This window comes from Bacillaceae bacterium S4-13-56, assembly GCA_040191315.1.
Taxonomy (GTDB): domain Bacteria; phylum Bacillota; class Bacilli; order Bacillales; family JAWJLM01; genus JAWJLM01.
This window is the reverse complement of record JAWJLM010000004.1, coordinates 15,631-42,558: the sequence shown is the minus strand read 5'-3', so window position 1 is coordinate 42,558 and position 26,928 is coordinate 15,631. Positions and strand designations below refer to the sequence as shown.

Genomic DNA, 26,928 nt, shown 5'->3' with positions numbered 1-26,928 from the left:
TACTCGAAATCCGTGCGTCTATTCTCGGGCGGCGCGCGTCTGTTTGAGTGATTTGCGCGTCTATTTCCACTTGCCGTGCGTCTGGCTGAAATCCGTGCGTCTATTCTCGGGCGGCGCGCGTCTGCTTGAGTGATTTGCGCGTCTACTTTCACTTGGCGTGCGTCTACGCGAAATCCGCGCGTCGATTCTTGGGCGGCACGCGTCTATCCTAAATCCGCGCGTCTACCTCCGCACTCGTCGCACACCTCACACAAAAACCCCCGCCATGGCGGGGGTACTAAATCCTAACACATTAATTAACTCTGCAATATTAAATAGTTTTTGCACGATCGAATTCTTCTTGGATCTCTAGAGATGGCTCTTTGTCTAGTAAACTAAATACCACTATCGCAATAGAGTTCAAGATGAACGCTGGTACAATTTCGTAAAGATCAAAGATTCCGCCAGGACCACCAGTTAGATAGTTACCCCAAATGAAGATCGTTAAAGCACCGATGATAATACCAGCTAGTGCACCGTTGCGAGTCATGCGTTTCCAGAATAAGGAGAAGAGGATAATTGGTCCAAAGGCGCCACCAAATCCTCCCCACGCATAGGCAACAAGTTCTAGTACAGTCGCTTCTGCACTATATGCTAGATAAATAGCTAAAAGTGCGATAGCTACAACAGAAAGACGTCCTACCCATACAAGTTCACGATCAGATGCTTTTTTGCGTAGAACAGCCTTATAGAAATCCTCAGCTACGGCACTAGAAGATACAAGTAACTGGGAATCGATGGTACTCATAATGGCTGCAAGGATCGCTGCTAATAAAATACCTGCAACCCATGGATCAAATAGCAATTGTGAGAAGGCGATAAAAATTTGCTCAGAATCGACAAGAACCGTAACACCATTGCTCACTTCTGTTGCAAAAGGCATTCCCGCTGTACTTACGTTTGCAACATAAGCAATACCTGCAAAACCAGTGAAGATAGCACCAAACAATCCAATAACCATCCAAGTCATACCTATCAAACGCGCTTTAGGAACATCTTTAGTTGAACGAAGGGCCATAAAGCGTGTAATAATGTGAGGCTGACCGAAGTAGCCCAATCCCCAAGCTAAGAGTGAAACCACGCCAATGAAGGTTGCTCCAGACATAATATCTAGGGCACCGGGATTTACTTCACCAACCGCTTGTACAGCTTCCCCCCATCCTCCAACTTCGCTGATCGCACGGATAGGAACAACAATAAGGGCTAAGATCATTAATATTCCTTGAAGGAAATCTGTCCAACTTACAGCCAAGAAACCGCCTAAAAATGTATAGGAAATGATTACAGCAGCACCAATCCATAGTGCTTGTGTATATGAAAGATTAAAGGATGCTTCAAATAGTTTTGCTCCCCCAACCAATCCTGAAGAAGTATAAAAGGTAAAAAAGATCAAAATGACAATGGCAGAAATAACTCGAAGTGATTTTGAAGTATCACGAAAACGATTTTCTAAAAAATCTGGAACAGTAATCGAATCGTTCGCAACCTCCGTATAACTACGTAAGCGACGTGCAACAAACTGCCAGTTTAAATATGCACCAATAGATAATCCAATGCAAATCCATGCAGACGCAAAACCTAAAACATAAGCTGCTCCTGGTAAACCAAGAATTAACCAACTACTCATATCAGAAGCCCCAGCACTCAAGGCAGCGACTCCAGGCCCTAACCTTCTTCCACCTAATACATAGTCTGATAGATTAATAGTTAATCGATAGCCCACAACACCTATGACTAACATACCAACTAAATAAACAATAAATGTAATTAATGTTGCGTTATCCATTCATTCACTCCCTCTCCGTAAAATAAGTAATGATTGATAGAACAATTAATAGTGGCATTGGAACAAAGATCCAAAACCAGGTTGATGCAGTTAATGAATAAGTAGCTCCTATAAGCAAATCCATTCTTCCACCCCCTATTTTTTTGTATTCACTTCTTATGCATATTTTGTAAGTTCTAAAATAATGACCATGAAGTAAAAATTCAGAAATACGTTTACTGATATATCATAAACTAAAAATATGAACTTTTCAAAAATTTATAGTTTATAATATGTGTGAATAATTATACAAACATACCCTGGTATTTTCTCCTATAGTATAAAAATGATGATATCTATTCAGAAAAAATTAATAAAATTAAGTTCATCGCATTCAAATGAATATCACTTTATCCCTGGATTTGTTCCAATTAAACTAGATATTATTTTTTCCGACAGACTTTATTGTAAGCGCTGCTAATATAATAAGTTTTTACTATGATTAACAAAGTATTGATTTTTTAATTAAAAAAACCGATTTACACATGAGTTGTGTATAAATCGGTTTTTTATTATCGTTCTATAGCATTTCAGATGTTGTTTTTCCTTGCATGTGTTGAAGAAGGTAATCTGGACCACCAGCTTTGGAGTCTGTACCAGACATATTGAACCCACCAAATGGATGATATCCAACAATCGCTGCCGTACATCCACGATTGAAGTACAAGTTACCTACATGGAAATCTTGGCGAGCTTTTTCTAAGTGCTCACGGTTATTGGTGAATACAGCACCTGTTAAACCATACTCAGTGTTGTTTGCGAATTCAATAGCTTCATCAAAGTTTTTAGCTTTTGAGAAGCCTACAACAGGTCCGAAGATTTCTTCCTGCATGATTGTAGCAGTCGGGCTAAGGTCTGCAAATATTGTTGGCTCGACAAACCAGCCTGTGCTGTCGTCTCCATTACCACCAGTCATAAGTTTCCCTTCTCTTTTACCTGTTTCAATATAGCTTAGGATTTTATCATAAGCCGCTTGGTCAATTACTGGTCCCATATAAGCTGTTGGGCTAGAAGGATCTTCAGCTTTAACTTCTGTTTTTGTTTTCTCAACAACACGCGCTAATAGATCATCGTAAATAGCTTCGTGTGCAATAACGCGGGAGCACGCCGAACATTTTTGGCCTGAGAAGCCAAAAGTAGAGTAAGTAATGGCATCAGCTGCTAACTCAAGGTCTGCACTTTCGTCAACTACGATCGTGTCTTTTCCACCCATTTCAGCAATGACACGCTTAAGCCACTTTTGGCCTTCATTTACTTTTGCTGCACGTTCATAGATACGTGTACCAACTTCGCGAGAACCAGTGAAGCTGATGAATCGTGTTCTTGGGTGATCAACTAAGTAATCTCCAATTTCAGAACCACTACCAGGAATGTAGTTTATTACTCCAGCAGGAAGCCCTGCTTTTTCAAGAACTTCCATAAATTTGTAAGCAATAACAGGAGTAGCACTAGCTGGCTTTAGTAAAACCGTATTACCAGAAACCATAGACGCTACAGTAGTACCACACATGATCGCAAATAGGAAGTTCCATGGTGGAATTACTACTCCCACTCCTAGTGGAATGTAATGGAATTGGTTATGTTCAATTGGACGGCTATTAACAGGAAAACCGTCTTTAATACGAAGCATTTGACGTCCGTAAAATTCCATAAAGTCAATAGCTTCCGCTGTATCAGCATCCGCCTCTTTCCAAGGCTTCCCAGCTTCTTTTACAAGATGAGCAGAGAATTCATGCTTACGACGACGAACAATAGCAGCCGCACGGAATAGAATATCCGCACGCATGGCAGGATCCGTTTTTCTCCAATATTCAAAAGTCTTATCAGCAATTTTATGCGCTTTTTCTGCAAGCTCTTGATTTGCCTTTGATACATACCCAAGGACTTCATCTTTTTTGGCAGGATTGACAACCTTTATCTTATCTTCGGTTGTAATTCTTTCTCCACCAATAATCAATGGATATTCTGTACCAAACTCACCCTCTACCTTTTTAAGTGCATCTTCAAAGGCCTTGCGATTTTCTTCAACAGTGAAATCTGTAAACGGTTCATGTTTGTAAGGTACGACCATGCGTAACGCCTCCTTCAACAATTTTGCTACATAAACTCTATTAAAAAAACAGAGCCTTCCACCTATCATTCTAACCTATAAGAATGGGCACATCAAACAATCTTGCACATTTTTAAGGCTCTAATTTTGACGAAAATACAGGAGTCTATTACTGATAGAGATAAACAAATGGGTCTGTTTCTCCCGCTTCTCGAACGATTACACTTTCCTGTTGTTGATGGGAGTGTATTTGGACCTCAACCTTAAAGTAATTCGGGAAAGTTTCCATTACTAGCCCATAAACATATTGAGTAAATCCTACAACTTCTGCTTTACCTTGAAATTCGATAGGAATCTGGATATTAAGTTCAGCTAGTTCCCCATCTTTATAGAAACCATTTCCTATAACTCCAACGTAGTTAGGAAAATATCGTGCGATTTCATCGGTGAATTCCTGCATGAGCTGACTTTCCTCATTATAATTTACAGCTGCTTCATTTGATGGAAATAAAACATAGTCTTCATCTATGTCCTGCCACTGTTTTGCAACAGCACCCCCAACCTCTACTACAGTCTTAGCAACAAAATTACCCGGTGACATGGCATTTTGATCTTCTTCGCGAAAAAGGGCCACCACTATAGGGACCTCCTCCAAGCCCTCCATCTGACGAATTCGTTGAATCACTTCATTTGCTATTTCTTTCCCTTCCTTTACCATGACTTTCTCTGGAATATCTTGATAATAATAAGGGCCACCGACTTCCGTTTGAAAACGGTACGTTGATTTCAAGGCAATACCTATGGACATCCCTTTTAATTCAACTATTCCATCTTCATTTTTCTTAAGAAAATCATGTTCCAAAATATGACTTAAGTATTTAGGCGCCTCTTGATGCGATTCAATTGCATCCTCTGGCCCTTCCATGACGGGATTCAAGCCACTTGATGTTTCACCTTCCCGTGAAAGCCAATTATAAAGCGTGTTGCTGTCAATCCTCTGTCCTTCTTGAAAAAAATACAAATCGGGATCAAAATAAGATTTGGCATGGTCCCTAAGTCCAACTTCAAAAACATCAATGTCTAATCGATTGGCCATTTGATTTACAATAACACCACGGGCTTGGCTTGGTTTGTAAGGATAAATAATCTTGTATTCCTCTTCAGATACATTAAAGCTCGGTACAAAAGCAGTTTCTCGCTTATTATTTTCATTGGTTTGGACTATTTCTTCCTCTTTATCAAAAGTTGGGGCGCAAGCACTCAGTATTAAAACAGAAGCCAAAACGACTCCCTTGATTATTTTCATAAAACTACCACTCCCTAAGATTTCAAGGCCGCCATTAATTGTGCCTCACTCCAAATTTCAATTTCAAGCTTTTTCGCTTTATCTAGCTTAGATCCTGCATCTTTACCAGCGATTAACAAATCCGTACTTTTACTTACACTACTAGTCACTTTTCCACCTAATGATTCAATTAATTCCTTCGCCTCGTTTCGAGAATAAGATTCCATCGTTCCAGTCAGAACAATCGTCTTCCCTGAAAAAGCAGAATCGAATGCCTGATCGCTTTTAATGAGGCCCTTATATTCAAGATTAAGTCCAAGCGATTTTAAATCTTCAATAAGCTCCCGAGCATGCGGCTCTTCAAAATAACGAACAACAGCGTCTGCCATTTTGTCTCCGACTTCATAAATGGCAACCAATTCATCATAGGAGGCATTCATAAGACGTTCCATAGTTTGAAATTGCTCAGATAATGTTTTAGCCGCTTTCGCACCTACATGTCGAATACCCAAACCAAACAAAAGTTTTTCCATTGAATTTTGCTTAGAAGCTTCTATAGCATCAAGCAAGTTCTGTACTGATTTTTCACCCATCCGCTCTAGTTTGAGAAGTTCTTCTCGCTCAAGCTTGTAAATGTCTGAAATCGTATGGATCAATTGATGGTCGAATAATTGGATAATGACTTTTTCTCCAAGACCTTCAATGTTCATCGCATTTCTAGACACAAAATGAATGAGTCCCTCCTTTAACTGGGCCGAGCAGTTCGGATTGATACAACGAAGAGCAACTTCCTCTTCTAGGCGGACTAGTTTACTCCCGCAAGCTGGACATTCTGTCGGCATCGCATATGGTTGCTGCTCACCGGTCCGTTGGTCTTCAATGACACGAACGACTTCTGGAATAATATCTCCAGCTTTTTTAATAACGACAGTATCTCCAATTCGTATATCTTTTTCTCGAATCAAGTCTTCGTTGTGTAAGGATGCTCTTTGGACTGTTGTTCCTGCAACTTTTACCGGCTCTAAAATAGCTGTCGGTGTAATGACTCCCGTACGCCCAACACTCAATTCAATGTCTCGCAAGATGGTTACAACTTCTTCCGCCGGGAACTTATAAGCTATTGCCCAGCGTGGACTTTTCGCTGTGAACCCTAACTCTTCTTGTACATCTAGCTGATCAACCTTTACGACAATGCCGTCAATTTCATAGCTAAGCTTAGGTCTACGCTCCAACCAACTGTTGACATATTCAATAACTTCCTCGATATTTTTGCATCTTTTCCACTCTGGATTTGTCTTAAATCCAAGCTCCTTCAAGTAATCCAATCGATCACTATGGGTTGATTTTTTCGTATACTCCCAATAACCAATTCCATACAAAAAAATATCTAGGTTGCGTGATGCGGCGATTTTCGGATTGAGTTGACGAAGAGAGCCAGCAGCCGCATTTCTCGGATTCGCAAAAGGCTCTTCTCCCCGCTCCTCTTTTGCCTCATTTAAAGCAACGAATGATTTTTTTGGCATAAAGGCTTCCCCACGAACCTCGATGGATTCGGGATGGTTCAATCGTAAAGGAATGCTCTTTATTGTTCGAAGATTATGGGTAATATCCTCACCTTCAGTTCCATCACCTCGAGTTGCTCCTTGAACAAACACCCCTTCCTCATAACGTAACGAAACAGCTAAACCATCAATCTTCAGTTCACATACATATGTAACCTCTTTATTGGTACCCTCACACACTCGACGATCAAAGTCTCGTAGCTCCTGATCATTAAAGGCATTCCCCAAGCTTAACATTGGAATGATGTGCTGAACCTTTTGAAAAGATTCCAGAGGTTCACCCCCAACACGCTGGGAAGGTGAATCTGGCGATTGAAACTCAGGAAATTTCTCCTCAAGCTCCATTAATTCTCTCATTTTCTTGTCGTATTCCACATCAGGGACAGTCGGTGAATCTAATACATGATATTCATAGTTATACCGGTTCAATTCCTCGCTTAATGCTTCTATTTTTTGACGTGCTTCATCTTTATTCAATTCATTCACCTCATTAGAAAAGCGTAAGCGCCTTGACCATCGACGTAAGGCGGTAGACCTCATCGAATTTTTTGGATCGTCGGCTAAAACCGTCACATCGTGTTGGGACTGCGATTACTTATCCCACCCAAATGATTAACAAAGCCAACATGACCTACATCCACGGAAAATCAAGCTTTTTCTTCGTGCGAAGTAGTTCATAGTAGCTTTCCTGTCCTGTAGGCCTAACACGGTTCACGCAGGATGCGAGTCAGTTCAGTGTTGCGACAAACGTTTTTGGTGGACCGAGTAACTGGAGCCCCCAGGATGTCGCGTTTTTAACCAAACTTCTGAAATCGATGTTGATTTATCAAGCGAGATAAAGGAACCGACTCTAGTCGATAGGCGCTGGGGCTAGACTTTTTTTCTTATCTTTAATAAAGGTATCTTCTTATTGTTTTGTTATAGGAGCAAATTTAGCCAAAAGACGCTTGATTCCAGTTGGAGCAGGAAAAGCGATGTCTAATTCCAGACCTTCTCCAGCACCTTTCACATTAACCACTGTACCAGTGCCCCATTTTTTATGACCTACCTTGTCTCCAACCTTCCATTCAATCAATTCTCCACCGGAAGAGGTTGGCTGTATCATTTTTCTAGCTTGACGCTTCGGTTGAACCTCCGATCCTGATGTAGAACGACCAAAAGGAGACTTTTGATCACGACCGAATGGTGCTTCATTAAATGGGGAGAAGGATTCTCTTCCAAACGGAGTAGCACCACTTTGTACATCTGCAGTATCTCGGCCTTCTATCAAATCATCTGGAATCTCATCAATAAAACGACTCACAGGATTAAATTGTGTCCGACCATAAAGAGTCCTCATACGCGCATGCGTTAAAAATAATCTTTTTTCAGCACGAGTGATCCCTACATAACAAAGGCGCCGTTCCTCCTCCATCTCTTCATCGGCCATTAAAGATCGACTATGCGGGAAGATGTTTTCCTCTAACCCAATCAAAAAAACTACTGGGAATTCAAGCCCTTTTGCAGAATGGAGCGTCATAAGGATCACTTTTTCTTCGCTATTTGGATCTTCATCAACACGATCAATATCCGCAATTAGTGCCAAATCCGTTAGAAAATTAATCAGACTCTTATCCTCATTCGTTTCTTCAAAATGCTTTGTTACAGATAACAATTCATTAATGTTTTCCAAACGACTTTGGGACTCTATGGTATTCTCATTTTTTAGCATCTCTTCATATCCTGTTTTTACTAATATTTCCTCAACCAAATCTGTAACAGATAAAAATTCCTGCATTTTATTCCAATTGCTAATCATGGTTTGGAATTCACGAAGTCCTTTAGTTGCACGGGCACTCAACCCCATCAATTCCACTTCATCTACAGCTTGGAAAAGCGATAATCCATATGCTGCAGCATGTTGACCAAGCTTGTCTAAGGTCGAATTTCCAATCCCTCGTTTAGGCTCATTAACTACTCGAGTAAAACTAATATCATCATTTGGATTAGAAATAAGGCGTAAAAAAGCAAGGACATCCTTAATCTCTTTTCGATCATAGAATTTTGTTCCACCCACCATTTGGTAAGGGATGTTCGACTTCATCAGTACATCCTCAATCGCACGAGACTGCGCATTGGTTCTATACAAAATGGCGATATCATCATAATTTAAGTTGTCCTCACGAGTGAGTTTTTCTATTTGGTCGACTATGAAAAAACCTTCCTCTTGTTCATTGCCACCGCAGTGATATTGGATCGTAAATCCTTCTTCATTCTCAGTCCAAAGTTTTTTCGGCTTTCGCTCCGGATTATTTTTAATAACCTCATTAGCCGCATTTAAGATAATTTTCGTAGAACGATAGTTTTGCTCTAATAGAATGACGCGGGCATTGGGATAATCTTTTTCAAACGATAAAATATTTGCAATATCAGCCCCTCGCCAACGATAAATAGACTGGTCTGAATCTCCGACCACACATAGATTTTGATAGCGACTAGCAAGCTTGTTAACAAGTGAATACTGAGCACGGTTGGTATCCTGATACTCATCGACATGAATGTATTGAAAACGACGTTGATAGTATTCCAAGACCTCAGGGACACGATCAAATAAATGGAGAGTTTGCATGATTAAATCATCAAAATCTAATGATTGGTTTTTTCGAAGCATTCTTTGGTAGCCTTTGTACACCTTAGCAGCCTGCTGTTGATAATAATCTCCTGCATTTTTCTCAAATTCTTCTGGGGTCACTAGTTCATTCTTAGCACTGCTTATGGCGCTCAGCATTGCCCTTGGATCTGTTTTTTTAGGATCAAAATTAAGGTCCTTGAGCACCTTTCGTATAACAGATAATTGGTCTGTTGTATCTAAAATGGAAAAATTGCGATCATACCCGATTCTATCGATGTTTCTACGAAGAATTTTTACACACATGGAGTGAAATGTAGATAACCATATCTCACTTGCCACTGAACCCACTAGGTTTTGCACACGTTCACGCATCTCTCTAGCGGCTTTATTGGTAAAGGTGATAGCGAGGATATTTCTTGGAGCGACATCCTTTTCACCTAAAAGATAGGCGATTCGATGCGTTAATACCCGCGTTTTCCCACTACCAGCCCCAGCCATGATAAGTAGTGGTCCCTCTGTGTGACGTACTGCATTTTGTTGCTCTGGATTTAATCCATCTATTAAAGTGTTGATTTGATTCATTTGCTCTACCACCTTTACATCTTTTGTTTCACTGCTGCTACTGTTTCTAATGCTGCCTTCAAGTCCTCATAGATGACATTGCCAACTACTATCAAATCAGCATACTGACTCATTTCCACTGCTTGTTCTGGGGTCTTAATTCCGCCACCATAGCAAAGCCTTGTATGATTTAATTCCTTTTTAACCTTTTGGATGAGTTGTGGGTCTCCATACTCCCCGCTATATTCCATATAAAAAATCGGTAAATGGTAAACGTGCTCCGCCAATTGCGCGTAGGCAATCACATCATCCTCTTCCGGAAGATAGCATCCTGTGTATTGAAACACCTTCGCTTCCTCATTCATGACGCAATACCCTTCCACCAGAAGCTCGTCCCAATTTAATAACGCACGGTTTTGCTTAATCGCTTCATGGTGTAAGTCCATAACAAATGTCTTTTCACCTGAATTCATGACCATTGGGATAAAATAATAATCAAAACCTGGTGTAATGGACTCCAAATTAGAAATTTCCAGCACGCAAGGAACCGAATATCTTCTAATTTCTGCGAGTAATTGGATCACCTGGTCAAGCGTAACCCCATCTGTTCCTCCTACAACGATAGCATCCGTTCCAGATTCACAGAGTTCCGCCAAATCCTTGTCATCTAGCGGTTTATTCGGATCTATTTTAAACACATGTTTCCAATGCTTTACATCATACATTTTTCGTGCCTCCAACTCTGCTTTCCATTCCTTTATTATAGCAAAAAGATAGGGGGAGAAGAAACGGGGGAGGGAGGATTGAGTAGAATTAATGTGCTCTTGTTGTTGCAGCCGGCTATTAATTCACTTTGGGGGGTGGTGCATTGACCAAACTCAATTATAACCGGCTTTTTTTTTACTTTTGGCCCTGCTCCGCCGACTAAACTCAATTATAACCGGCTTTTTTTTTACTTTTGGCCCTGCTCCATCGACTAAACTCAATTATAACCGGCTTTTTTTTTACTTTTGGCCCTGCTCCATCGACTAAACTCAATTATAACCGGCTTTTTTTTTACTTTTGGCCCTGCTCCATCGACTAAACTCAATTATAACCGGCTTTTTTTTTACTTTTGGCCCTGCTCCATCGACTAAACTCAATTATAACCGGCTTTTTTTTTACTTTTGGCCCTGCTCCATCGACTAAACTCAATTATAACCGGCTTTTTTTTTACTTTTGGCCCTGCTCCATCGACTAAACTCAATTATAACCGGCTTTTTTTTTACTTTTGGCCCTGCTCCATCGACTAAACTCAATTATAACCGGCTTTTTTTTTACTTTTGGCCCTGCTCCATCGACTAAACTCAATTATAACCGGCTTTTTTTTTACTTTTGGCCCTGCTCCATCGACTAAACTCAATTATAACCGGCTTTTTTTTTACTTTTGGCCCTGCTCCATCGACTAAACTCAATTATAACCGGCTTTTTTTTTACTTTTGGCCCTGCTCCATCGACTAAACTCAATTATAACCGGCTTTTTTTTTACTTTTGGCCCTGCTTCATCGAATAAACTCAATTATAACCGGCTTTTTTTTTACTTTTGGCCCTGCTCCATCGACTAAACTCCATTAAAGCCGGCTTTTTTTTACTTTTGGCCCTGCTTCTCCGACCAAACTCAATTATAACCGGCTTTTTTTTCACTTTTGGCCCTGCTTCATCGAATAAACTCAATTATAACCGGCTTTTTATTCACTTTTGGCCCTGCTTCATCGACCAAACTCAATTATAAACGGCTTTTTTTTCACTTTTGTCACCGCTCCTCCGACCAAACTCAATTAAAGCCGGCTTTTTTTTTTACTTTTGGCCCTGCTTCATCGACCAAACTCCATTATAAACGGCTTTTTTTTCACTTTTGTCCCCGCTCCTCCGACCAAACTCAATTAAAGCCGGCGTTTTTTTTACTTTTGGCCCTGCTTCTCCGACCAAACTCCATTATAACCAGCTTTTTTTTCACTTTTGGCCCTGATCCGCCGACTAAACTCAATTAAAGCCGGCCTTTTTTTCACTTTTGGACCTGCTTCATCGAATAAACTCAATTATAACCGGCTTTTTTTTTTACTTTTGGCCCTGCTTCATCGCCCACACTCAATTATAACCGGCTTTTTTTTACTTTTGGCCCTGATCCGCCGACTAACCTCAATTAAAGCCGGCCTTTTTTTCACTTTTGGCCCTGCTCCGCCGACTAAACTCAATTAAAGCCGGCTTTTTATTTACTTTTGACCCTGCTTCATCGACTAAACTCAATTATAACCGGCTTTTTTTTTACTTTTGGCCCTGCTTCATCGAATAAACTCAAATATAACCGGCTTTTTTTTCACTTTTAATCAATCTACTCATACCAAACTCAATTTAACTACTATTTTTTTATAAAGTACGCACGTTTAGTAGTGCCTATAAGCTTATATTCATTTGATAATATTCTTCTAATAGCTGAATTTGCAACTTCCTCCCCACACCACTGATATATATCCTTCGTGGTCACCTTTCTCTCAGGGAATAACAACCCATACTCGTCCACCATTCGTAGAACGCTATGATCAACAAGCTCTACATAACCACACCCACAAGACAAAATACTCCGATGCTCATGCACCATGAAATGACCACACTTAGGGCATATTAACCCTTTCCTCAAATTCCCAAATGAATACTCCGCCTTATTTTCAAATAGAGAATCAGTAGTTTGAGCGGCAACAAGCGTCTCAGCTATCTTTTCGTGCCTAGGGGTTAGCTTACTTATAGAGGAATTTAATTTACCAAAGAATCTCCCCAATTGGGAATGAAATATTGCAGGTAATTCCGGTGGGGCGTTGTATGGCATCATGTCGGGATTTACAAATACAAGGTAGGCTTCAATGGGAAGGTTAATTTTAAGATGATGGAAAAGTTGACGAAGGAGAGATTCAGATCGTTGTAACTGCAACAGTGGATTTTTAATTTCAGAACCAGATTTCATACACCATTTATCGCCATTAATAACGATGTCACCGGTGTAGTTTTTCACTTCAAAAAGATAAATTTTACGGAGAGTGATGAGGAGGGAATCAATTTGAAAAATGGTGTTGTTATGCTTAAATAATAAGTCGTTTACTATAAGGGCACCATCCGGCAGTCCAGCTATCCATTCATCAAACTGACACTCGCCTTCGTATCCTTTTTTCAAGTTATCATACTGCTTTGCTTCCTCTTCACTTAATGACATGCGCGTTGCCAAAGATCGCAACATCCTTAATTCGAGGCTCTCACTTCTTTCTTTATAAAACATAGCCCACTTCCTTTCCTGAAAATAAATTCAACTTAACTATAATACATCACAACCCAATACACCAAGTAAAAATTTGTGTATAAGAAAAGCGCAAGTACCCGTGAGCATCGACGTAAGGCGGTGAGGCTCGCAGGATGCGAGTCCGTTCGATGTTGCGAATCATTTCGGTGGGACGAGTAATCGCTTTCCCAACACGATGTCGCGTTTTTAACCGAACCTCCTTCATCGATGTTGACTTATCGAAGGAGAGGAGGAAACTGACTTTAGTCGATAGGCTGCCCCTCGAAACAAGAAAAGCACTTGTTTCTGCGAAGTAGCTCTAAGTAGCTTTCCTTACTCGGAGCGAAGATTACTCGAGGAAGCTTTTTCGCTGGAGCTAGACAAATTTTATGCTTTTGTATGAAAACAGACCCTGCAAAACTTTTGTATACGTGATCTAGTCACAATAGATGGTACTTCTATACCGTCACAACCCGTTTCTTATGCAGGGTATCCTTCTTCAGGATCCACCAATGTATATTTCGACCTGGTCATATTGTTATTAAAGGTATTCCCAAAGATGAACAAGATTTATACTCCTTGTTTGATTAGGAATCCATTTTCATGGTAGATGGTGGCTCCGGGAAGCGAGCCATAATGATTTCTTATCTTGTTAGAAAAATTGGCATTCACCAATCCTTTTGGTTGCACTTACGCATATGGTAACTTTTATACTTACCTATATGCCAAAAAAAAGCACTGCGAGGAGATCTAACAATCCACTCTCAGCGCTATTAAAGTTATTCTTTCATCGGTTCTTCAATTTTCCCATATAAACGATCAAATACCATAGAATAGGCGTCATTTCCATAATTTAAACAGCGCTTCACACGGGAGATGGTCGCTGTTGATGCTCCAGTGTCACTTTCAATTTTCTGATAGGTTTTTTTCTCACGAAGCATACGTGCTACTTCTAATCGTTGAGCTAATGATTGAATTTCATTAACTGTCGCAAGATCATCAAAAAATTGATAACACTCTTCTTTATCCTTCAAAGTCAAAATCGCTTCAAAAAGCTGATCTAACTCTCGACCTCTTAACTTATCGATTTGCATAGGGAACACTCCTTCTCCATTCCAGTATTAAGTATCCTACTCCCCATTATACTTTCATACGTTAATACGTTTCAATTTTAACGCATTATCGAAGGGAAAAGAACCTCTTTCCTCTTAACATCATAGATTCCTTTTGGAGTAATCCTAATATATGGCAAATGAACCGATGATAAAAATAACAGAGTGTAGATAGGATCACCAAAATGGTAACCTTTCGAAACAAGCAATTCTCTAAGTTGCTTTTCACTTGGAATTAAATCATCTATTTTTTCTTCAGACATCATTCCTCCGAGTGATAGCGGCAATTCAAATATGATTTCTCCGTCTTGAGCAAGTACGATTCCACCACTAATTTCTTTCATTCGATTAAAAGCAATGATTAGATCATTTTTATTTTTTCCTATGATCGTGATGTCACCCGTATTTGAGAAGGAACTCGCTAATCCTCCAAGTTCTTCTGTAAAGCCTTTTAATAGAGTAGTGACCTGCCATTTCCCTTCTCGGTCAATGAGCATTAGGAAAGCCTCATTTTTACTGTCTAAGACATCATCACCAGTATTAGCAAGAATTGGGTATGGTTTAAGGATAACGTCATTCATCATTTCAATACCAATGGGCATAGAAAATTGCATGTCATACTTAGTTAAGTCCCAATCCAAGGTTAGTGGTAAAACACCATGACTTCGCCAATCGAATGGCATATAATCATTGCAACTAATTCCATTTCGTTTCATCCATTTTCCTTTAGCTAATACGGATACGGGATGAGGATTTTCTTTTGCATCCAAAATGTTGATGTGAGCAACATGCCCTGGTGCAAGGCTACCGATACGATGATCTATTCCAAAATATTGCGCAGCATTTTTGGAGGCCATACAATATGCCTCTTCTACTGGAACGCCTTCTTGAATCACTATTTCTAAGCAACAGTTAATGATTCCGTTTTCATAGAAAGATGGAGGTGAACCATCGGTCGTTAACATCATTCGATCATAGCTATCACATCCGAGTTCTTGAAGTTCTCGAATAATTTTTTGAAGGTCTGGACGTATGGATGAATGACGCAATGCCGTCATATACCCCATTTCAATTCGATTCATCACTTCTTTCCCAGTCATTCCTTCATGGTCACCATCAGTCCCAAGGAGCTTCATTTTTGTTAAAGTTTTTTCAGAAGCACCTGGAAAATGACCTTCCACCGGCTTACGCAAACGTTTAGCCTCTTGCATCCAATGCAGTGCTAGATCATCACCCTCTAAAATTTTAGGCCAATTGGTTAATTCGCCTCCTTGAACTACGGCATCATGCTTTAACCAAGATAAAATATTAGCGTTATCTGTAAAGCTTTCACTTTCCTCATCTTGAAGGGCAGATTGAGAGTCAAATCGGCACCACCAGTATAATGAAACCGGGAGATCATTGATGTCATCAAGAAAAGAAAACGCTTTCTTTTTTTCGAATAAAAAAAGCAGCATTAAATTATCATTAATGAGCGTTGTCGTTCCCGATTGAGATGCATATTGTGCAAGTCGATGGGGATTATATAACTGAAAAGGATGAGCGTGGGGTTCAATATAGCCCGGCACTAAATATTTCCCTTCACAGGATACAATTTCAGTTCCGTCTATATTTTTTGGTTCATCTTTTCCCACATAGATAATTCGATCTTCGTAAATCCAAATATGGCCTGTAACCCATTTTTTTGTGAAAACATTCAAGTATGTCCCATTCTTTAACCAGAGGGTGGGTGCTATTTTCCCATCGACCACGGAAAGATGTTCTCTTATTTGACGATTTCGCCAACGGTATCGGTGCTCATTCATCGCTTTCCCCACTTTTTCAATTAATTTTGTTTATTATATCACAAATAAGTCTTCACCGCATTAATGTTTTGAAGGAGTTGATAAAAAATGTCTCGACAAAATATTGGAATAATCAACGCGTTAGTACGAATTACCTTTGGATTGACAACTCTCAGTTACTGCACAGCAAAAATGGTTCGCAGACCTTGGCGTGCAAGCTATCTTGTGTATAGCTTCCTAGGTGCAATGAAGGTTGCCGAAGGAATCACTCGCTTCTGCCCTATAACTGCACTCTACCAAGCAAGAGATGAATGGTGGTTCGAGGAAGATGAGGATGAGGAAGAAGTTTTTAATCCCTCTTAAAGTTTTATCACAATAGTTTTGATTAAAAGCATGTTCCCTCCAAAATGAGTGACATTCTTTTTCTCTTTCCTTAATTAGGAAATCGAACCCCCTGGCTACAACAAACAAGGGGGTTTTAAAAATTATACTATACTTTTCTCCCGTCTAAGGGCTCTATGTCCAATATCTTTTCGAAAGACGAAATCATCGTTCCCATCAAAAGCAGCTCCCAATACCTCATAGACTTTTTTCTGTGCATCTAGTAAGGTTGGCTCAACAGCACCTACCATAAGAACTCTTCCCCCATCACTCACAAAGCCATCACCTTTTTCAGGATTCCCTACTCCAGCAAAAACCGCAAAACTAGAATCCTTTTCAAAAATTCCAGGTACAACTACTCCCTTAGAATACTCACCAGGATATCCTTTAGATGCAACAACTACTCCCAGTGCTGCACCATTCTTCCACGTTAGCTTTGGGTCACATCCATCTAACACGTCCATTAAAACCTGCGCTAAATCATTTTCAAGCAGTGGTAGGACCACTTGTGTCTCAGGATCTCCAAAGCGAGCATTAAATTCTATAACTTTTGGTCCGTCCACAGTGTCGATCAATCCTGCATATAAAATCCCTGTAAACGGAATCCCCTGGCTAACCATCCCAGTTGCCGCAGGCTTTAAGATCCTATCCACCGCCTTTGAAATCGTGTCATTTTTCAAATGTGGAACTGGAGCATAAGCCCCCATTCCTCCCGTATTAGGACCCTGATCCCCATCAAGCAGTCGCTTATGGTCTTGAGAAACGATCATCGGATACACTTTTTCTCCATTTACAAACGCCATTAATGAGAACTCTTCGCCTGCCAAAAATTCCTCGACTACAATGCGTGCTCCAGAAGATCCGAACCGGCCACCCTCTAACATATCACGGGCTGCCCCCACAGCCTCATCAACAGTCTCGGCCACCACTACACCTTTCCCAGATGCTAAGCCATCTGCCTTAATGACAATAGGAGCACCTTTTTCTTCAATATAATCTTTGGCTTCATTAAAATTTTCAAAAGCCTGATACTTTGCTGTTGGGATGTTGTATTTATCCATCAATTCCTTAGCGAACGCTTTGCTCCCCTCGATAAGCGCCGCTTCTTGTCTTGGACCAAATACTCGTAACCCTGCCACTAAGAAAGCATCGACTAGTCCATCCAATAATGGAGCTTCAGGTCCGACAAAAGTGAGATCAATCCCTTCTTTAACAGCAAAATTTACCAATGCTTCTTTATCCAGCTCATCTATCAACACACGAGTAGCTATGCGCTCCATCCCCGCATTTCCTGGTGCTACAAATAGCTGAATCACCTGACTACTTTCTGAAAACTTCTGAAGTAAGCTATGCTCTCTTCCGCCTCTCCCCACAACAAGGATTTTCATAAATTAGCAATCCCCTTCCTAATGTTTAAAATGGCGCATTCCAGTGAACACCATGGCAATTCCGAACTCATCACACGCTTGTATCGAATCTTCATCGCGAATGGATCCACCTGGCTGAATGATCGTAGTAACACCGGCTGCCGCCGCCGCTTCCACCGTATCTCTCATTGGAAAAAAGGCATCCGATGCAAGTGCAGATCCATTAGCTAAATCTCCCGCCTGTTCTAAGGCGATTTTCGCTGCTCCAACACGATTCATTTGCCCAGCACCAACGCCAATTGTTCGGCCATCCTTGACCAAAACAATCGCATTAGACTTCACATGCTTCACAATCTTCCAAGCAAAAAGAAGATCCTTCATCTCTTCGTCTGTAGGATTTCGTTTCGTAGGAACCGTAAGCTTTTCTTCCTCATAAAGATATTTATCCACATCTTGAAGCAAAAATCCTCCGTTGACCGTTGTCACGAGAATGGATTTTTCAGTTTCAGATGAAAGTTCAACTTCCAATAAACGAAGATTTTTCTTAGCTGTTAGAACTTCAAGTGCCTCCTCACTAAACTTCGGGGCAATGATAATCTCTAGAAAAATTTCCTTCATTAATAATGCTGTTTGTTCATCAACCTCTCGATTTAAAGCAACGATTCCACCAAAAATAGAAACCGGGTCGGCATCATAGGCGCGTTGATAGGCCTCCAAAATGGAAGAACCGGTTCCAACCCCACATGGATTCATATGCTTAACAGCAACTGCAGCTGGTTCATCAAACTCACGCAAAATCATTAAGGCTGCATTAGCATCTTGAATATTATTGTAGGACAATTCTTTTCCATTCCGTTGTGTCGCACCAGCAATAGACGGCTTTTCGTTTTTGCTCGTTTGGTAGAAAGCTGCCTTTTGATGAGGGTTCTCCCCATATCGTAAAGACTGAACCTTTTTAGCACCAAACGTTACTTTTTCAGGAAACTCTTCGCCTACTAATTCAGTCATATAACTTGCCACTAAACTATCGTAATAAGCTGTATGACGGAACACCTTAGCAGCTAATTCACGACGCTTTTCCAAAGAAAGTCCTCCATTTGATAGCTCCTCTAACACTCCTGCGTAATCGGAAGGCTCTACAACCACGCCAACAGAAGCAAAATTCTTAGCTGCCGCACGAAGCATGGATGGACCACCTATGTCAATTTGCTCAATAGCTTCCGCTTCACTCACACCATCCTTTGCAATGGTTTCTTCGAAAGGATAAAGGTTGACCACAACTAAATGAAACGGTTCAATTTCATGCAATCTTAACTGTTCAAGATGGGCTGGATCATCTTGCTTTGCTAATAGGCCGCTATGTATAAAAGGATGCAATGTTTTTACACGACCTTCCAAAATTTCAGGAAAACCAGTGACATCTTCCACCTTCGTGACAGGGAGCCCCACTTCAGCAATAGATCGAGCCGTTCCACCAGTCGAAACAAGCTCGAAACCTAAATCCAACAATCCTTTTGCAAAATCTACTATTCCTGTTTTATCCGAAACACTTAAGAGTGCACGTTGACCCATTTGGTATCCTCCTTAGTAACTAGTTCTCGAATGACTTTTGGGTAAATTGTATGCTCTATTTGTTGAATCCGCAAATGGAGGGACTCATACGTATCATCCGAAAACCTTGGGGTTGCTTCTTGTGCAATCGCTGGACCTGTATCCATTCCCTCATCTACAAAATGCACCGTAACTCCGGTCACCTTCACTTCTGAATCAAGGGTCTGCTGAATCGCATCTTTCCCTGGAAAGGAAGGGAGTAGAGAGGGATGGATATTAACAATTCTTCCTTCATAAGCTTTCAATAAAGTTGGGCCAATCAATCGCATATAGCCCGCTAAGAAAATCCATTCCACCTGCTCGGAGCGTAACCGATCTAAAATCACTTTTTCATAGGCTTCCTTAGAAGCAAAATCTATTGCCGCAAATACCATGACTGGTACTCCGTATTGGTTGGCGCGGTCTATGACCTTAGCATTCATCTTGTCACATACTAGAACCGCTATCTCTGCAGGAAAATCCGATAGATGAATATCCTTTACTATAGCTTCAAAATTACTTCCACTTCCCGAGGCGAAAATAGCTAGTTTTTTCATCCTTCCAGCTTCACTCCTTTTTCCCCAATGACTTGGCCAATGACTACAGCATCTTCCACAAGCTCCAACACCTCAGACACATCGGACGAGCGTACAGCTAGCAACATGCCGATTCCCATATTAAAAACCCCAAACATCTCCTCATCTGAAAGGCTGCCTTCTTGTTGTAAAAAGGTGAAAACTTGAGGAACTTTCCAAGATCCACGATCAACTCGTACTCCAAGACCATCTGGCAGCATTCGTGGAATATTTTCGTAAAATCCACCGCCAGTAATATGACTAATTCCTTGAACAAGACCACGTTCAATCAGAGGAAGGACGGATTTCACGTAAATACGAGTGGGCTTCAAAAGAACCTCGCCTAACGGACGATCCAAGCCAGGATAAACTCCCCCTAAATCCAACTGCTTATCTCGTACAATTTTTCGTACAAGGCTAAATCCATTGGAATGGACGCCACTAGATGGCAACCCCACCAGTACATCACCAACAGCTACATTTTCTTTTTCTATCAGCTGCGATTTTTCAGCGATCCCTACTGTAAAACCGGCAATATCATACTCCCCATCTTGATACATATCGGGCATTTCTGCTGTTTCTCCACCAACGAGTGCACAATTAGCCTCCACACACCCATCTGCTACACCTTTTACAATAGCTTCAATCTGACTCGGATCATTTTTTCCAGTAGCGATATAGTCTAAGAAAAATAACGGTTCCGCTCCCTGGGCCAGCACATCATTAACGCACATCCCGACAACGTCCACCCCGATAGTCGAATGGAGATCCAATTCAAAGGCGAATTTTAGCTTGGTCCCAACCCCATCACATCCTGATACCAAAACAGGTTCTTCAAAACGCTTCCACTCACTTAGATCAAACATTCCTCCAAAACCACCAACAGCACCTAACACTCCCGTCCGAGCTGTTCGTTCCACATGTTTTTTCATACGTTCGACTGCTTCATACCCTGCTTCCACGTCCACTCCAGCTTCTTTGTATGCATTTCTCATCTTCTCACCTCAGGCCTTTTGATAAGGATGAATCGTATTTTTATAGATTTCCGTTGGATAATCTCCTGTGAAACACGCTGTACATAAACCGTGTTTTGGCGAATTCTCTAAGCGACCAATCGAATCTTCCAGTCCCTCAACAGAAATAAACGACAGGGTATCCGCCCCAATCAACTGGCGAATGGCTTCCACGTCATGGTTAGCTGCAATAAGCTCAGCTCTTGTTGATGTATCAATTCCATAATAACAAGGATTCATAATTGGAGGGGCTCCAATTCTAACATGAACTTCCGTAGCTCCTGCTTCTCTCAATAGATTTACAATTCTGCGACTGGTCGTGCCACGCACAATAGAATCATCCACCATGACCACTCGCTTTCCTTCCACAATCCCACGAACAGCCGAAAGCTTCATTTTCACACCTTGCTCCCTCAAACTTTGCGATGGCTGAATAAAAGTTCTACCTACGTAACGGTTTTTGATTAACCCAAGCTCATAAGGAATTCTTGAAGCCTCCGCGAATCCAATCGCCGCAGAAATACTAGAATCCGGAACACCAGTTACGACATCAGCCTCCACTGGATTCTCTAACGCCAGCCTTCTTCCCATTCGCTTTCTAGCCGCATGAACATTAACTCCATTTAAAAGGCTATCAGGGCGAGAAAAGTAGACATGTTCCATGGCACATAGTTTTCGAGGGATGGGCTCTGCAAATCGGTCTCGTTCAAGACCATTTTCATCAATTACTAAAAGTTCCCCTGGTTCCACTTCCCCCATATAAGTCGCGCCAACGATATCAAAGGCACAGGTTTCAGAGGAAAATACATAAGCATCTCCTAGACGCCCAATCGATAACGGACGAATTCCCCGTGGGTCAAGAGCTACAAAAAGCTGTTTTTCCGTCATCATTAAAAGTCCGTATGCTCCCTTGATCAAAGTCAATGCCTGTTTTATCGCATCTTTTATAGGCATATGACGATTCCGTTTAATAAGATGAGCAATGACCTCTGTATCCGATGTCGTTTGCAGAATGCTACCTTGTGCCTCAAGCTCAAGTTTTAAAGACTGGGCATTCACCAGATTTCCGTTATGGGCAAGCGCAAGGCCACCTGTCTGTGAGCGAAAGTGAAGAGGCTGTACATTTTCCAGTCCACCTCCACCAGAAGTCGCATAGCGAACATGACCAATCGCTCCAAAACCTTTTAATCGATCAATATCTTCCTGGTCAAACACCTCAGCTATCAACCCAAGCCCTTTGTGCGTTTGCAATTTTTCTCCATCGGTTACCACAATCCCAGCGCCCTCTTGCCCACGATGCTGAAGGCTATGCAATCCATAATAAGTTAATTGAACAGCATCCACATGACCCCATATTCCAAAAAGTCCACATTCTTCATTTAAACCTCTGATTTCAGTAAGCATGGAATAGCTCCTTTCCAGGCTGTTTTCAATTTTTCCACTGGAACTGATAAAATATCCAAATCATTTAATAGAACATTAAATTGCCCATGACCTTGAACCTTACCAATTTGAATGGTTTCTGGCATTTGCACCTCAAATTCATGCATTTTTTCTGGCGAAACGGTGATAACATAACGTGACTGTGTCTCACTAAACAGCTCAACTACCGCATCCCCTGATACCGCAACATCACAGCCTAAATTTTTCTCGAAAAGCACTTCCGATAACGCAACAGCCAATCCGCCTTCAGCTACATCGTGAACGGATTGAACAAGCCCCTGACGAATGGCACCAAGCACTGCTTCTTGACGATTTTTCTCCACCGACAAGTTCATTTTTGGTGGCTGACCACTAAACTCTCCATCTATCAATTTTTGCAGTTCAGAACCACCAAATTCAGCAGCAGCCTTGCCAAGAACGTAAATATAATCTCCTGCCTGCTTTGCATGCTGAGTCGTAATATGGTCCGTATCCTCAATCAACCCGACCATTCCTACAATTGGGGTAGGGAAAATAGCAGAAGTACCTGATTCGTTATACAAGGAAACATTCCCACTAATAACCGGTGTTTCAAGCTCAGAACACGCACGACTCAAGCCTTCTACTGCTTTCCTCATTTGCCAAAACACTTCCGGCTTTTCTGGATTTCCAAAATTTAAGCAATCTGTAATCGCAAGTGGCCTAGCACCAGAACACACGAGATTTCTAGCTGCTTCTGCCACTGCAATCTGTCCACCAACATAAGGATCCAAGGCTAAGTATCGGCTATTGCAATCCGTCGTCATCGCTAGCGCCTTTTTCGTGCCACGAATTCTCACGACAGCCGCATCAGAGCCTGGTACCACTACCGTGTTCGTTTGCACCATACTGTCATACTGGTCATACACCCATTCCTTGCTAGCAATCGTCGGCTGTGCCAATAATTTTAACAATGTATCTTTAAGGTCCTCGACTTGTGGAACCTCCATCTTCAAATTTTGATGATAGGCAAAACTCTCCGGCTCTCGATCTGGTTTGTGGTACACAGGTGCATCTTCAGCAAGCGCATCAACCGGAACATCCGCTACCACCTCACCATTGTGTAGCAGACGAAAACGTTGGTCATCTGTCACCACACCAACTTCAACAGCATGCAAATCATATTTTAAGAACAAATTCTTAATCTCCTGCTCGCATCCTTTCTTCACCACAAGCAACATCCGCTCCTGCGACTCCGAAAGCATCATCTCATACGCCGTCATATTCAACTCACGCTGAGGAACCAAATCCAAATTCATCTCCATACCCGTCCCCGACTTACTCGCCATCTCACTAGCCGACGACGTGAGGCCAGCAGCCCCCATATCCTGCATCCCAACAAGCGCATCACTCTTGATCACCTCAAGACACGCCTCAATCAACAACTTCTCCATAAACGGATCCCCAACCTGAACCGAAGGACGCTTACTCGCTGACGCTTCTGACAATTCTTCCGAAGCAAAAGTCGCGCCGTGAATGCCATCTCGCCCCGTTGCGGCGCCAACATACATCACCGTATTTCCGATCCCGCTCGCGACACCTTTTTGGATATCCTCATGACGAATGAGACCCACACACATAGCGTTAACAAGTGGGTTGCCCTCATAGGAATCGTCAAACTGAACCTCGCCCCCAACCGTTGGGATGCCCACGCAATTCCCATAATGCGCAATTCCATGAACGACCTCAGAAAACAAATATTGCACTCGAGGGGATGTCAGTTCCCCAAATCTTAAAGAATTCAGGAGTGCGATTGGTCTAGCTCCCATAGAAAACACATCACGAATAATTCCACCCACACCAGTAGCCGCTCCTTGAAAAGGTTCTACGGCAGAGGGATGATTATGACTCTCCATTTTAAATACAACTGCTTGCTCATCACCAATATCCACAATCCCTGCTCCCTCTCCAGGACCTTGCAATACATGAGGCCCATCTGTAGGGAACATTTTGAGGAGTGGCTTTGAATTTTTGTAGCTACAATGCTCCGACCACATGACAGAAAACAAACCAAGCTCTGTCCAGTTTGGACGGCGTCCCAAAATATCTTTTACTTTAGTAAACTCTTCCTCTGTTAACCCAAGCTCACGATAGATTTGTTTTTCTTCGATTTGCTCCGGTAACCACTCAAGCGTTGACTGCATGGGATTCCCTCCAATTCTTTACGATCGATTGAAATAGCTTAAGCCCATCCTCATTTCCGAGTAAAGATTCCACCGCACGTTCTGGATGCGGCATCATTCCTAGTACATTACCTTCTTGATTTATAATCCCAGCAATATCATGAACCGACCCATTTGGGTTCTCCCCATACGTAAAGACGATTTGTTCATTTTGTACAAGCGTTTCATACGTTTTCTCATCACAATAATAGTTCCCTTCTCCGTGAGCAATTGGAAGTCGGACCGTCTCCTGATCATACCCAGTGGTAAACATGGTGTTTTTGTTTTTTACTTTGAGATCAACCGTCCGACACATAAATTTGAGATTTTTGTTGCGTAACATCGCACCAGGAAGGAGTCCTGACTCTAGTAAAATCTGAAATCCATTGCACACCCCAAGAATAGGCTTCCCTTTTTGAGCAGCATCTTTGACTGCCTTCAAAATAGGAGATGTCTTTGCCATGGCTCCTGTTCTTAAGTAATCCCCGTAAGAAAATCCGCCTGGGAGAAGAATACCATCATAGTTTTCAAGATTTGTTTCTAAATGCCACACCATATCAACTTCTTCTTGGAGAGCATCCTTTACTGCATGGTACATGTCACGATCACAATTTGATCCTGGGAACACAACTACCGCAAACCTCATTGAGGGACAACCTCCTCAATCGTATATTCATAGTCTTCCATAACTGGGTTTGCTAGAAGTTTCTCACACATTTCCTTGATTTGCTCCTCCATATGGTCAAGCTTTTCTACTGTCAATTCAAGATATTTTCCTACTCTTACTTCTTGAACCCCTTCATATCCAAGCGTTTCAAGTGAATGCTTCACTGCTTTTCCCTGTGGATCTAAAACCCCATTTTTCAACGTAACGAATACCTTTACTTTGTACATGATGCCTCCCCCAGTCTTCTCCAGATTTCTCCGTAAACCGTAATTAAATCATTTGTTCCTTCACGAAAAACATCCTTATCGAGTTTCTCCCCTGTTTTCTCATCCCAAAGCCGGCATGTATCCGGTGAAATTTCATCCACTAAAACCAAGTCATTGTTGTAGGTGAGTCGGCCAAATTCTAATTTGAAATCTGCTAAAATAAGCTCTTTTTCTAATAACTGTTTTTGTAAAATTTTATTGATTTGAAGTGCAATTTGTTTAATTTGTTGTAAAGTTTCTGCAGATTCCCCTGTTAGATGGAGGGCGTGCTCATCGTTCATGAGGGGATCTCCTAAATCATCATTTTTATAGTAAAGTTCAACTATAGGAGGTGTTAACACTGTTTTTTCTTTAAATCCAAGTCGTTTGGTGAGGCTTCCAGCAGCAATATTTCGCACAACCACTTCGGCAGGAATCACACTAGATTTATAGACTAACTGGTCCGTTGCATTGATTTGCTCAATAAAATGAGTAGGAATCCCTTGTTCGTTAAGTAGACTTAGAAAATAGCTAGAAATCTTATTATTTAGAGTACCCTTACCCTGAAACTGCTCCTTCTTTTGTCCATTAAAAGCCGTCGCATCATCTTTATAAGACAGAATAACTTGATCATCTTGTGTTGGATGCTGATAAACCTTTTTTGCTTTCCCCTCATATAACAATTCTCCCTGCACAGTGAGTGCCTCCCTTTGGTTTAATTACGTTTATTTACGTTTATTTGCGTTTATTTGCGTTTATTTGCTTCTATTCTCTCGGTTTCCTCTCCGGCATCTCATTTTGCGTCAATAGACTGCTTCTATTCACTCGGTTTCCTCTGCCGCTTCTCATTTTGCGTGAATAGACAGCTTCTATTCTCTCGGTTTCCTCTGCCGTTTCTCATTTTACGTCAATAGACTGCTTCTATTCTCTCGGTTTCCTCTCCGGCATCTCATTTTGCGTCAATAGACTGCTTCTATTCACTCGGTTTCCTCTGCCGCTTCTCATTTTGCGTGAATAGACAGCTTCTATTCTCTCGGTTTCCTCTGCCGCATCTCATTTTGCGTGAATAGACTGCTTCTATTCACTCGGTTTCCTCTGCCGCTTCTCATTTTGCGTGAATAGACAGCTTCTATTCTCTCGGTCTCCTCTGCCGCATCTCATTTTGCGTGAATAGACGGCTTCTATTCACTCGGTTTCCTCTCCGGCATCTCCTTTTGCGTCAATAGACTGCTTCTATTCTCTCGGATTCCTCTGCCGCTTCCCATTTTGCGTCAATAGACTGCGTCTATTCTCTCGGTTTCCTCTGCCGCTGCCCATTTTGCGTGAATAGA

General features: G+C 41.5%; 19 protein-coding genes. 1 reads left to right on the top strand and 18 read right to left on the bottom strand.

Going from position 1 to position 26,928, the window contains the following annotated elements; genetic code table 11:
• Nucleotides 1–310 precede the first annotated feature (310 nt).
• From putP to RZN25_01875, 9 genes are all read right to left on the bottom strand, one after another.
• Entirely contained in the window at nt 311–1,825 is a 1,515-nt protein-coding gene (gene putP, locus RZN25_01915; GenBank protein MEQ6375591.1) for a sodium/proline symporter PutP, read from the bottom strand.
• Between the two features lie 559 nt (nt 1,826–2,384).
• Nucleotides 2,385–3,935 (bottom strand): L-glutamate gamma-semialdehyde dehydrogenase, encoded by a 1,551-nt coding sequence (gene pruA, locus RZN25_01910; GenBank protein ID MEQ6375590.1) that lies wholly within the window; start codon nt 3,933–3,935, stop codon nt 2,385–2,387.
• 148 nt (nt 3,936–4,083) lie between these two features.
• Nucleotides 4,084–5,220 (bottom strand): CamS family sex pheromone protein, encoded by a 1,137-nt coding sequence (locus tag RZN25_01905; GenBank protein MEQ6375589.1) that lies wholly within the window; start codon nt 5,218–5,220, stop codon nt 4,084–4,086.
• Nucleotides 5,221–5,234: 14 nt separating this feature from the next.
• On the bottom strand, nt 5,235–7,238 hold the full coding sequence (gene ligA / locus RZN25_01900; GenBank protein MEQ6375588.1) for an NAD-dependent DNA ligase LigA: 2,004 nt from the start codon (nt 7,236–7,238) through the stop codon (nt 5,235–5,237).
• A gap of 430 nt (nt 7,239–7,668) precedes the next feature.
• Entirely contained in the window at nt 7,669–9,954 is a 2,286-nt protein-coding gene (pcrA, locus tag RZN25_01895) for a DNA helicase PcrA (GenBank protein ID MEQ6375587.1), read from the bottom strand.
• A 14-nt stretch (nt 9,955–9,968) separates the two neighbouring features.
• Entirely contained in the window at nt 9,969–10,658 is a 690-nt protein-coding gene (locus RZN25_01890) for a heptaprenylglyceryl phosphate synthase (GenBank protein ID MEQ6375586.1), read from the bottom strand.
• Nucleotides 10,659–12,331: 1,673 nt separating this feature from the next.
• Nucleotides 12,332–13,189: an NERD domain-containing protein gene (locus RZN25_01885; protein MEQ6375585.1), complete on the bottom strand. Its 858-nt coding sequence runs from the start codon at nt 13,187–13,189 to the stop codon at nt 12,332–12,334.
• A gap of 830 nt (nt 13,190–14,019) precedes the next feature.
• A complete protein-coding gene (locus RZN25_01880) occupies nt 14,020–14,334 on the bottom strand; it encodes a YerC/YecD family TrpR-related protein (protein ID MEQ6375584.1) in 315 nt (104 codons plus the stop codon).
• A gap of 77 nt (nt 14,335–14,411) precedes the next feature.
• On the bottom strand, nt 14,412–16,157 hold the full coding sequence (locus RZN25_01875; protein MEQ6375583.1) for an adenine deaminase C-terminal domain-containing protein: 1,746 nt from the start codon (nt 16,155–16,157) through the stop codon (nt 14,412–14,414).
• Between the two features lie 87 nt (nt 16,158–16,244).
• Here RZN25_01875 and RZN25_01870 point away from each other — a divergent pair, with 87 nt between their 5' ends.
• Complete coding sequence (locus RZN25_01870) at nt 16,245–16,499, top strand: DUF2892 domain-containing protein (GenBank protein ID MEQ6375582.1); 255 nt, start codon at nt 16,245–16,247, stop codon at nt 16,497–16,499.
• Nucleotides 16,500–16,621: 122 nt separating this feature from the next.
• On the opposite strand, the gene purD is transcribed toward RZN25_01870, so the two are convergent.
• Genes purD through RZN25_01825 form a run of 9 tightly spaced genes read right to left on the bottom strand, consistent with a single transcriptional unit; the run spans nt 16,622 to nt 26,292 of the window.
• Nucleotides 16,622–17,905 (bottom strand): phosphoribosylamine--glycine ligase, encoded by a 1,284-nt coding sequence (purD, locus tag RZN25_01865; GenBank protein MEQ6375581.1) that lies wholly within the window; start codon nt 17,903–17,905, stop codon nt 16,622–16,624.
• Between the two features lie 18 nt (nt 17,906–17,923).
• Nucleotides 17,924–19,456: a bifunctional phosphoribosylaminoimidazolecarboxamide formyltransferase/IMP cyclohydrolase gene (gene purH, locus RZN25_01860; GenBank protein MEQ6375580.1), complete on the bottom strand. Its 1,533-nt coding sequence runs from the start codon at nt 19,454–19,456 to the stop codon at nt 17,924–17,926.
• The gene (purN, locus tag RZN25_01855; protein MEQ6375579.1) at nt 19,435–20,031 is read right to left on the bottom strand and encodes a phosphoribosylglycinamide formyltransferase; all 597 of its coding nucleotides are present in this window, start codon (nt 20,029–20,031) and stop codon (nt 19,435–19,437) included. Before purN ends, purH begins: the two co-directional genes overlap by 22 nt.
• Nucleotides 20,028–21,044, bottom strand: coding sequence for a phosphoribosylformylglycinamidine cyclo-ligase (gene purM / locus RZN25_01850; GenBank protein MEQ6375578.1), 1,017 nt, complete (start codon nt 21,042–21,044; stop codon nt 20,028–20,030). The genes purN and purM overlap by 4 nt, the downstream gene beginning before the upstream one ends.
• Nucleotides 21,045–21,053: 9 nt before the next feature.
• Entirely contained in the window at nt 21,054–22,466 is a 1,413-nt protein-coding gene (gene purF / locus RZN25_01845; GenBank protein ID MEQ6375577.1) for an amidophosphoribosyltransferase, read from the bottom strand.
• Nucleotides 22,442–24,667, bottom strand: a complete 2,226-nt coding sequence (gene purL, locus RZN25_01840; GenBank protein ID MEQ6375576.1) for a phosphoribosylformylglycinamidine synthase subunit PurL — start codon at nt 24,665–24,667, stop codon at nt 22,442–22,444. Before purL ends, purF begins: the two co-directional genes overlap by 25 nt.
• Nucleotides 24,651–25,331 (bottom strand): phosphoribosylformylglycinamidine synthase subunit PurQ, encoded by a 681-nt coding sequence (gene purQ / locus RZN25_01835; protein MEQ6375575.1) that lies wholly within the window; start codon nt 25,329–25,331, stop codon nt 24,651–24,653. Before purQ ends, purL begins: the two co-directional genes overlap by 17 nt.
• Nucleotides 25,328–25,579: a phosphoribosylformylglycinamidine synthase subunit PurS gene (purS, locus tag RZN25_01830; GenBank protein ID MEQ6375574.1), complete on the bottom strand. Its 252-nt coding sequence runs from the start codon at nt 25,577–25,579 to the stop codon at nt 25,328–25,330. The genes purQ and purS overlap by 4 nt, the downstream gene beginning before the upstream one ends.
• A complete protein-coding gene (locus RZN25_01825) occupies nt 25,567–26,292 on the bottom strand; it encodes a phosphoribosylaminoimidazolesuccinocarboxamide synthase (protein ID MEQ6375573.1) in 726 nt (241 codons plus the stop codon). The genes purS and RZN25_01825 overlap by 13 nt, the downstream gene beginning before the upstream one ends.
• Nucleotides 26,293–26,928 lie beyond the last annotated feature (636 nt).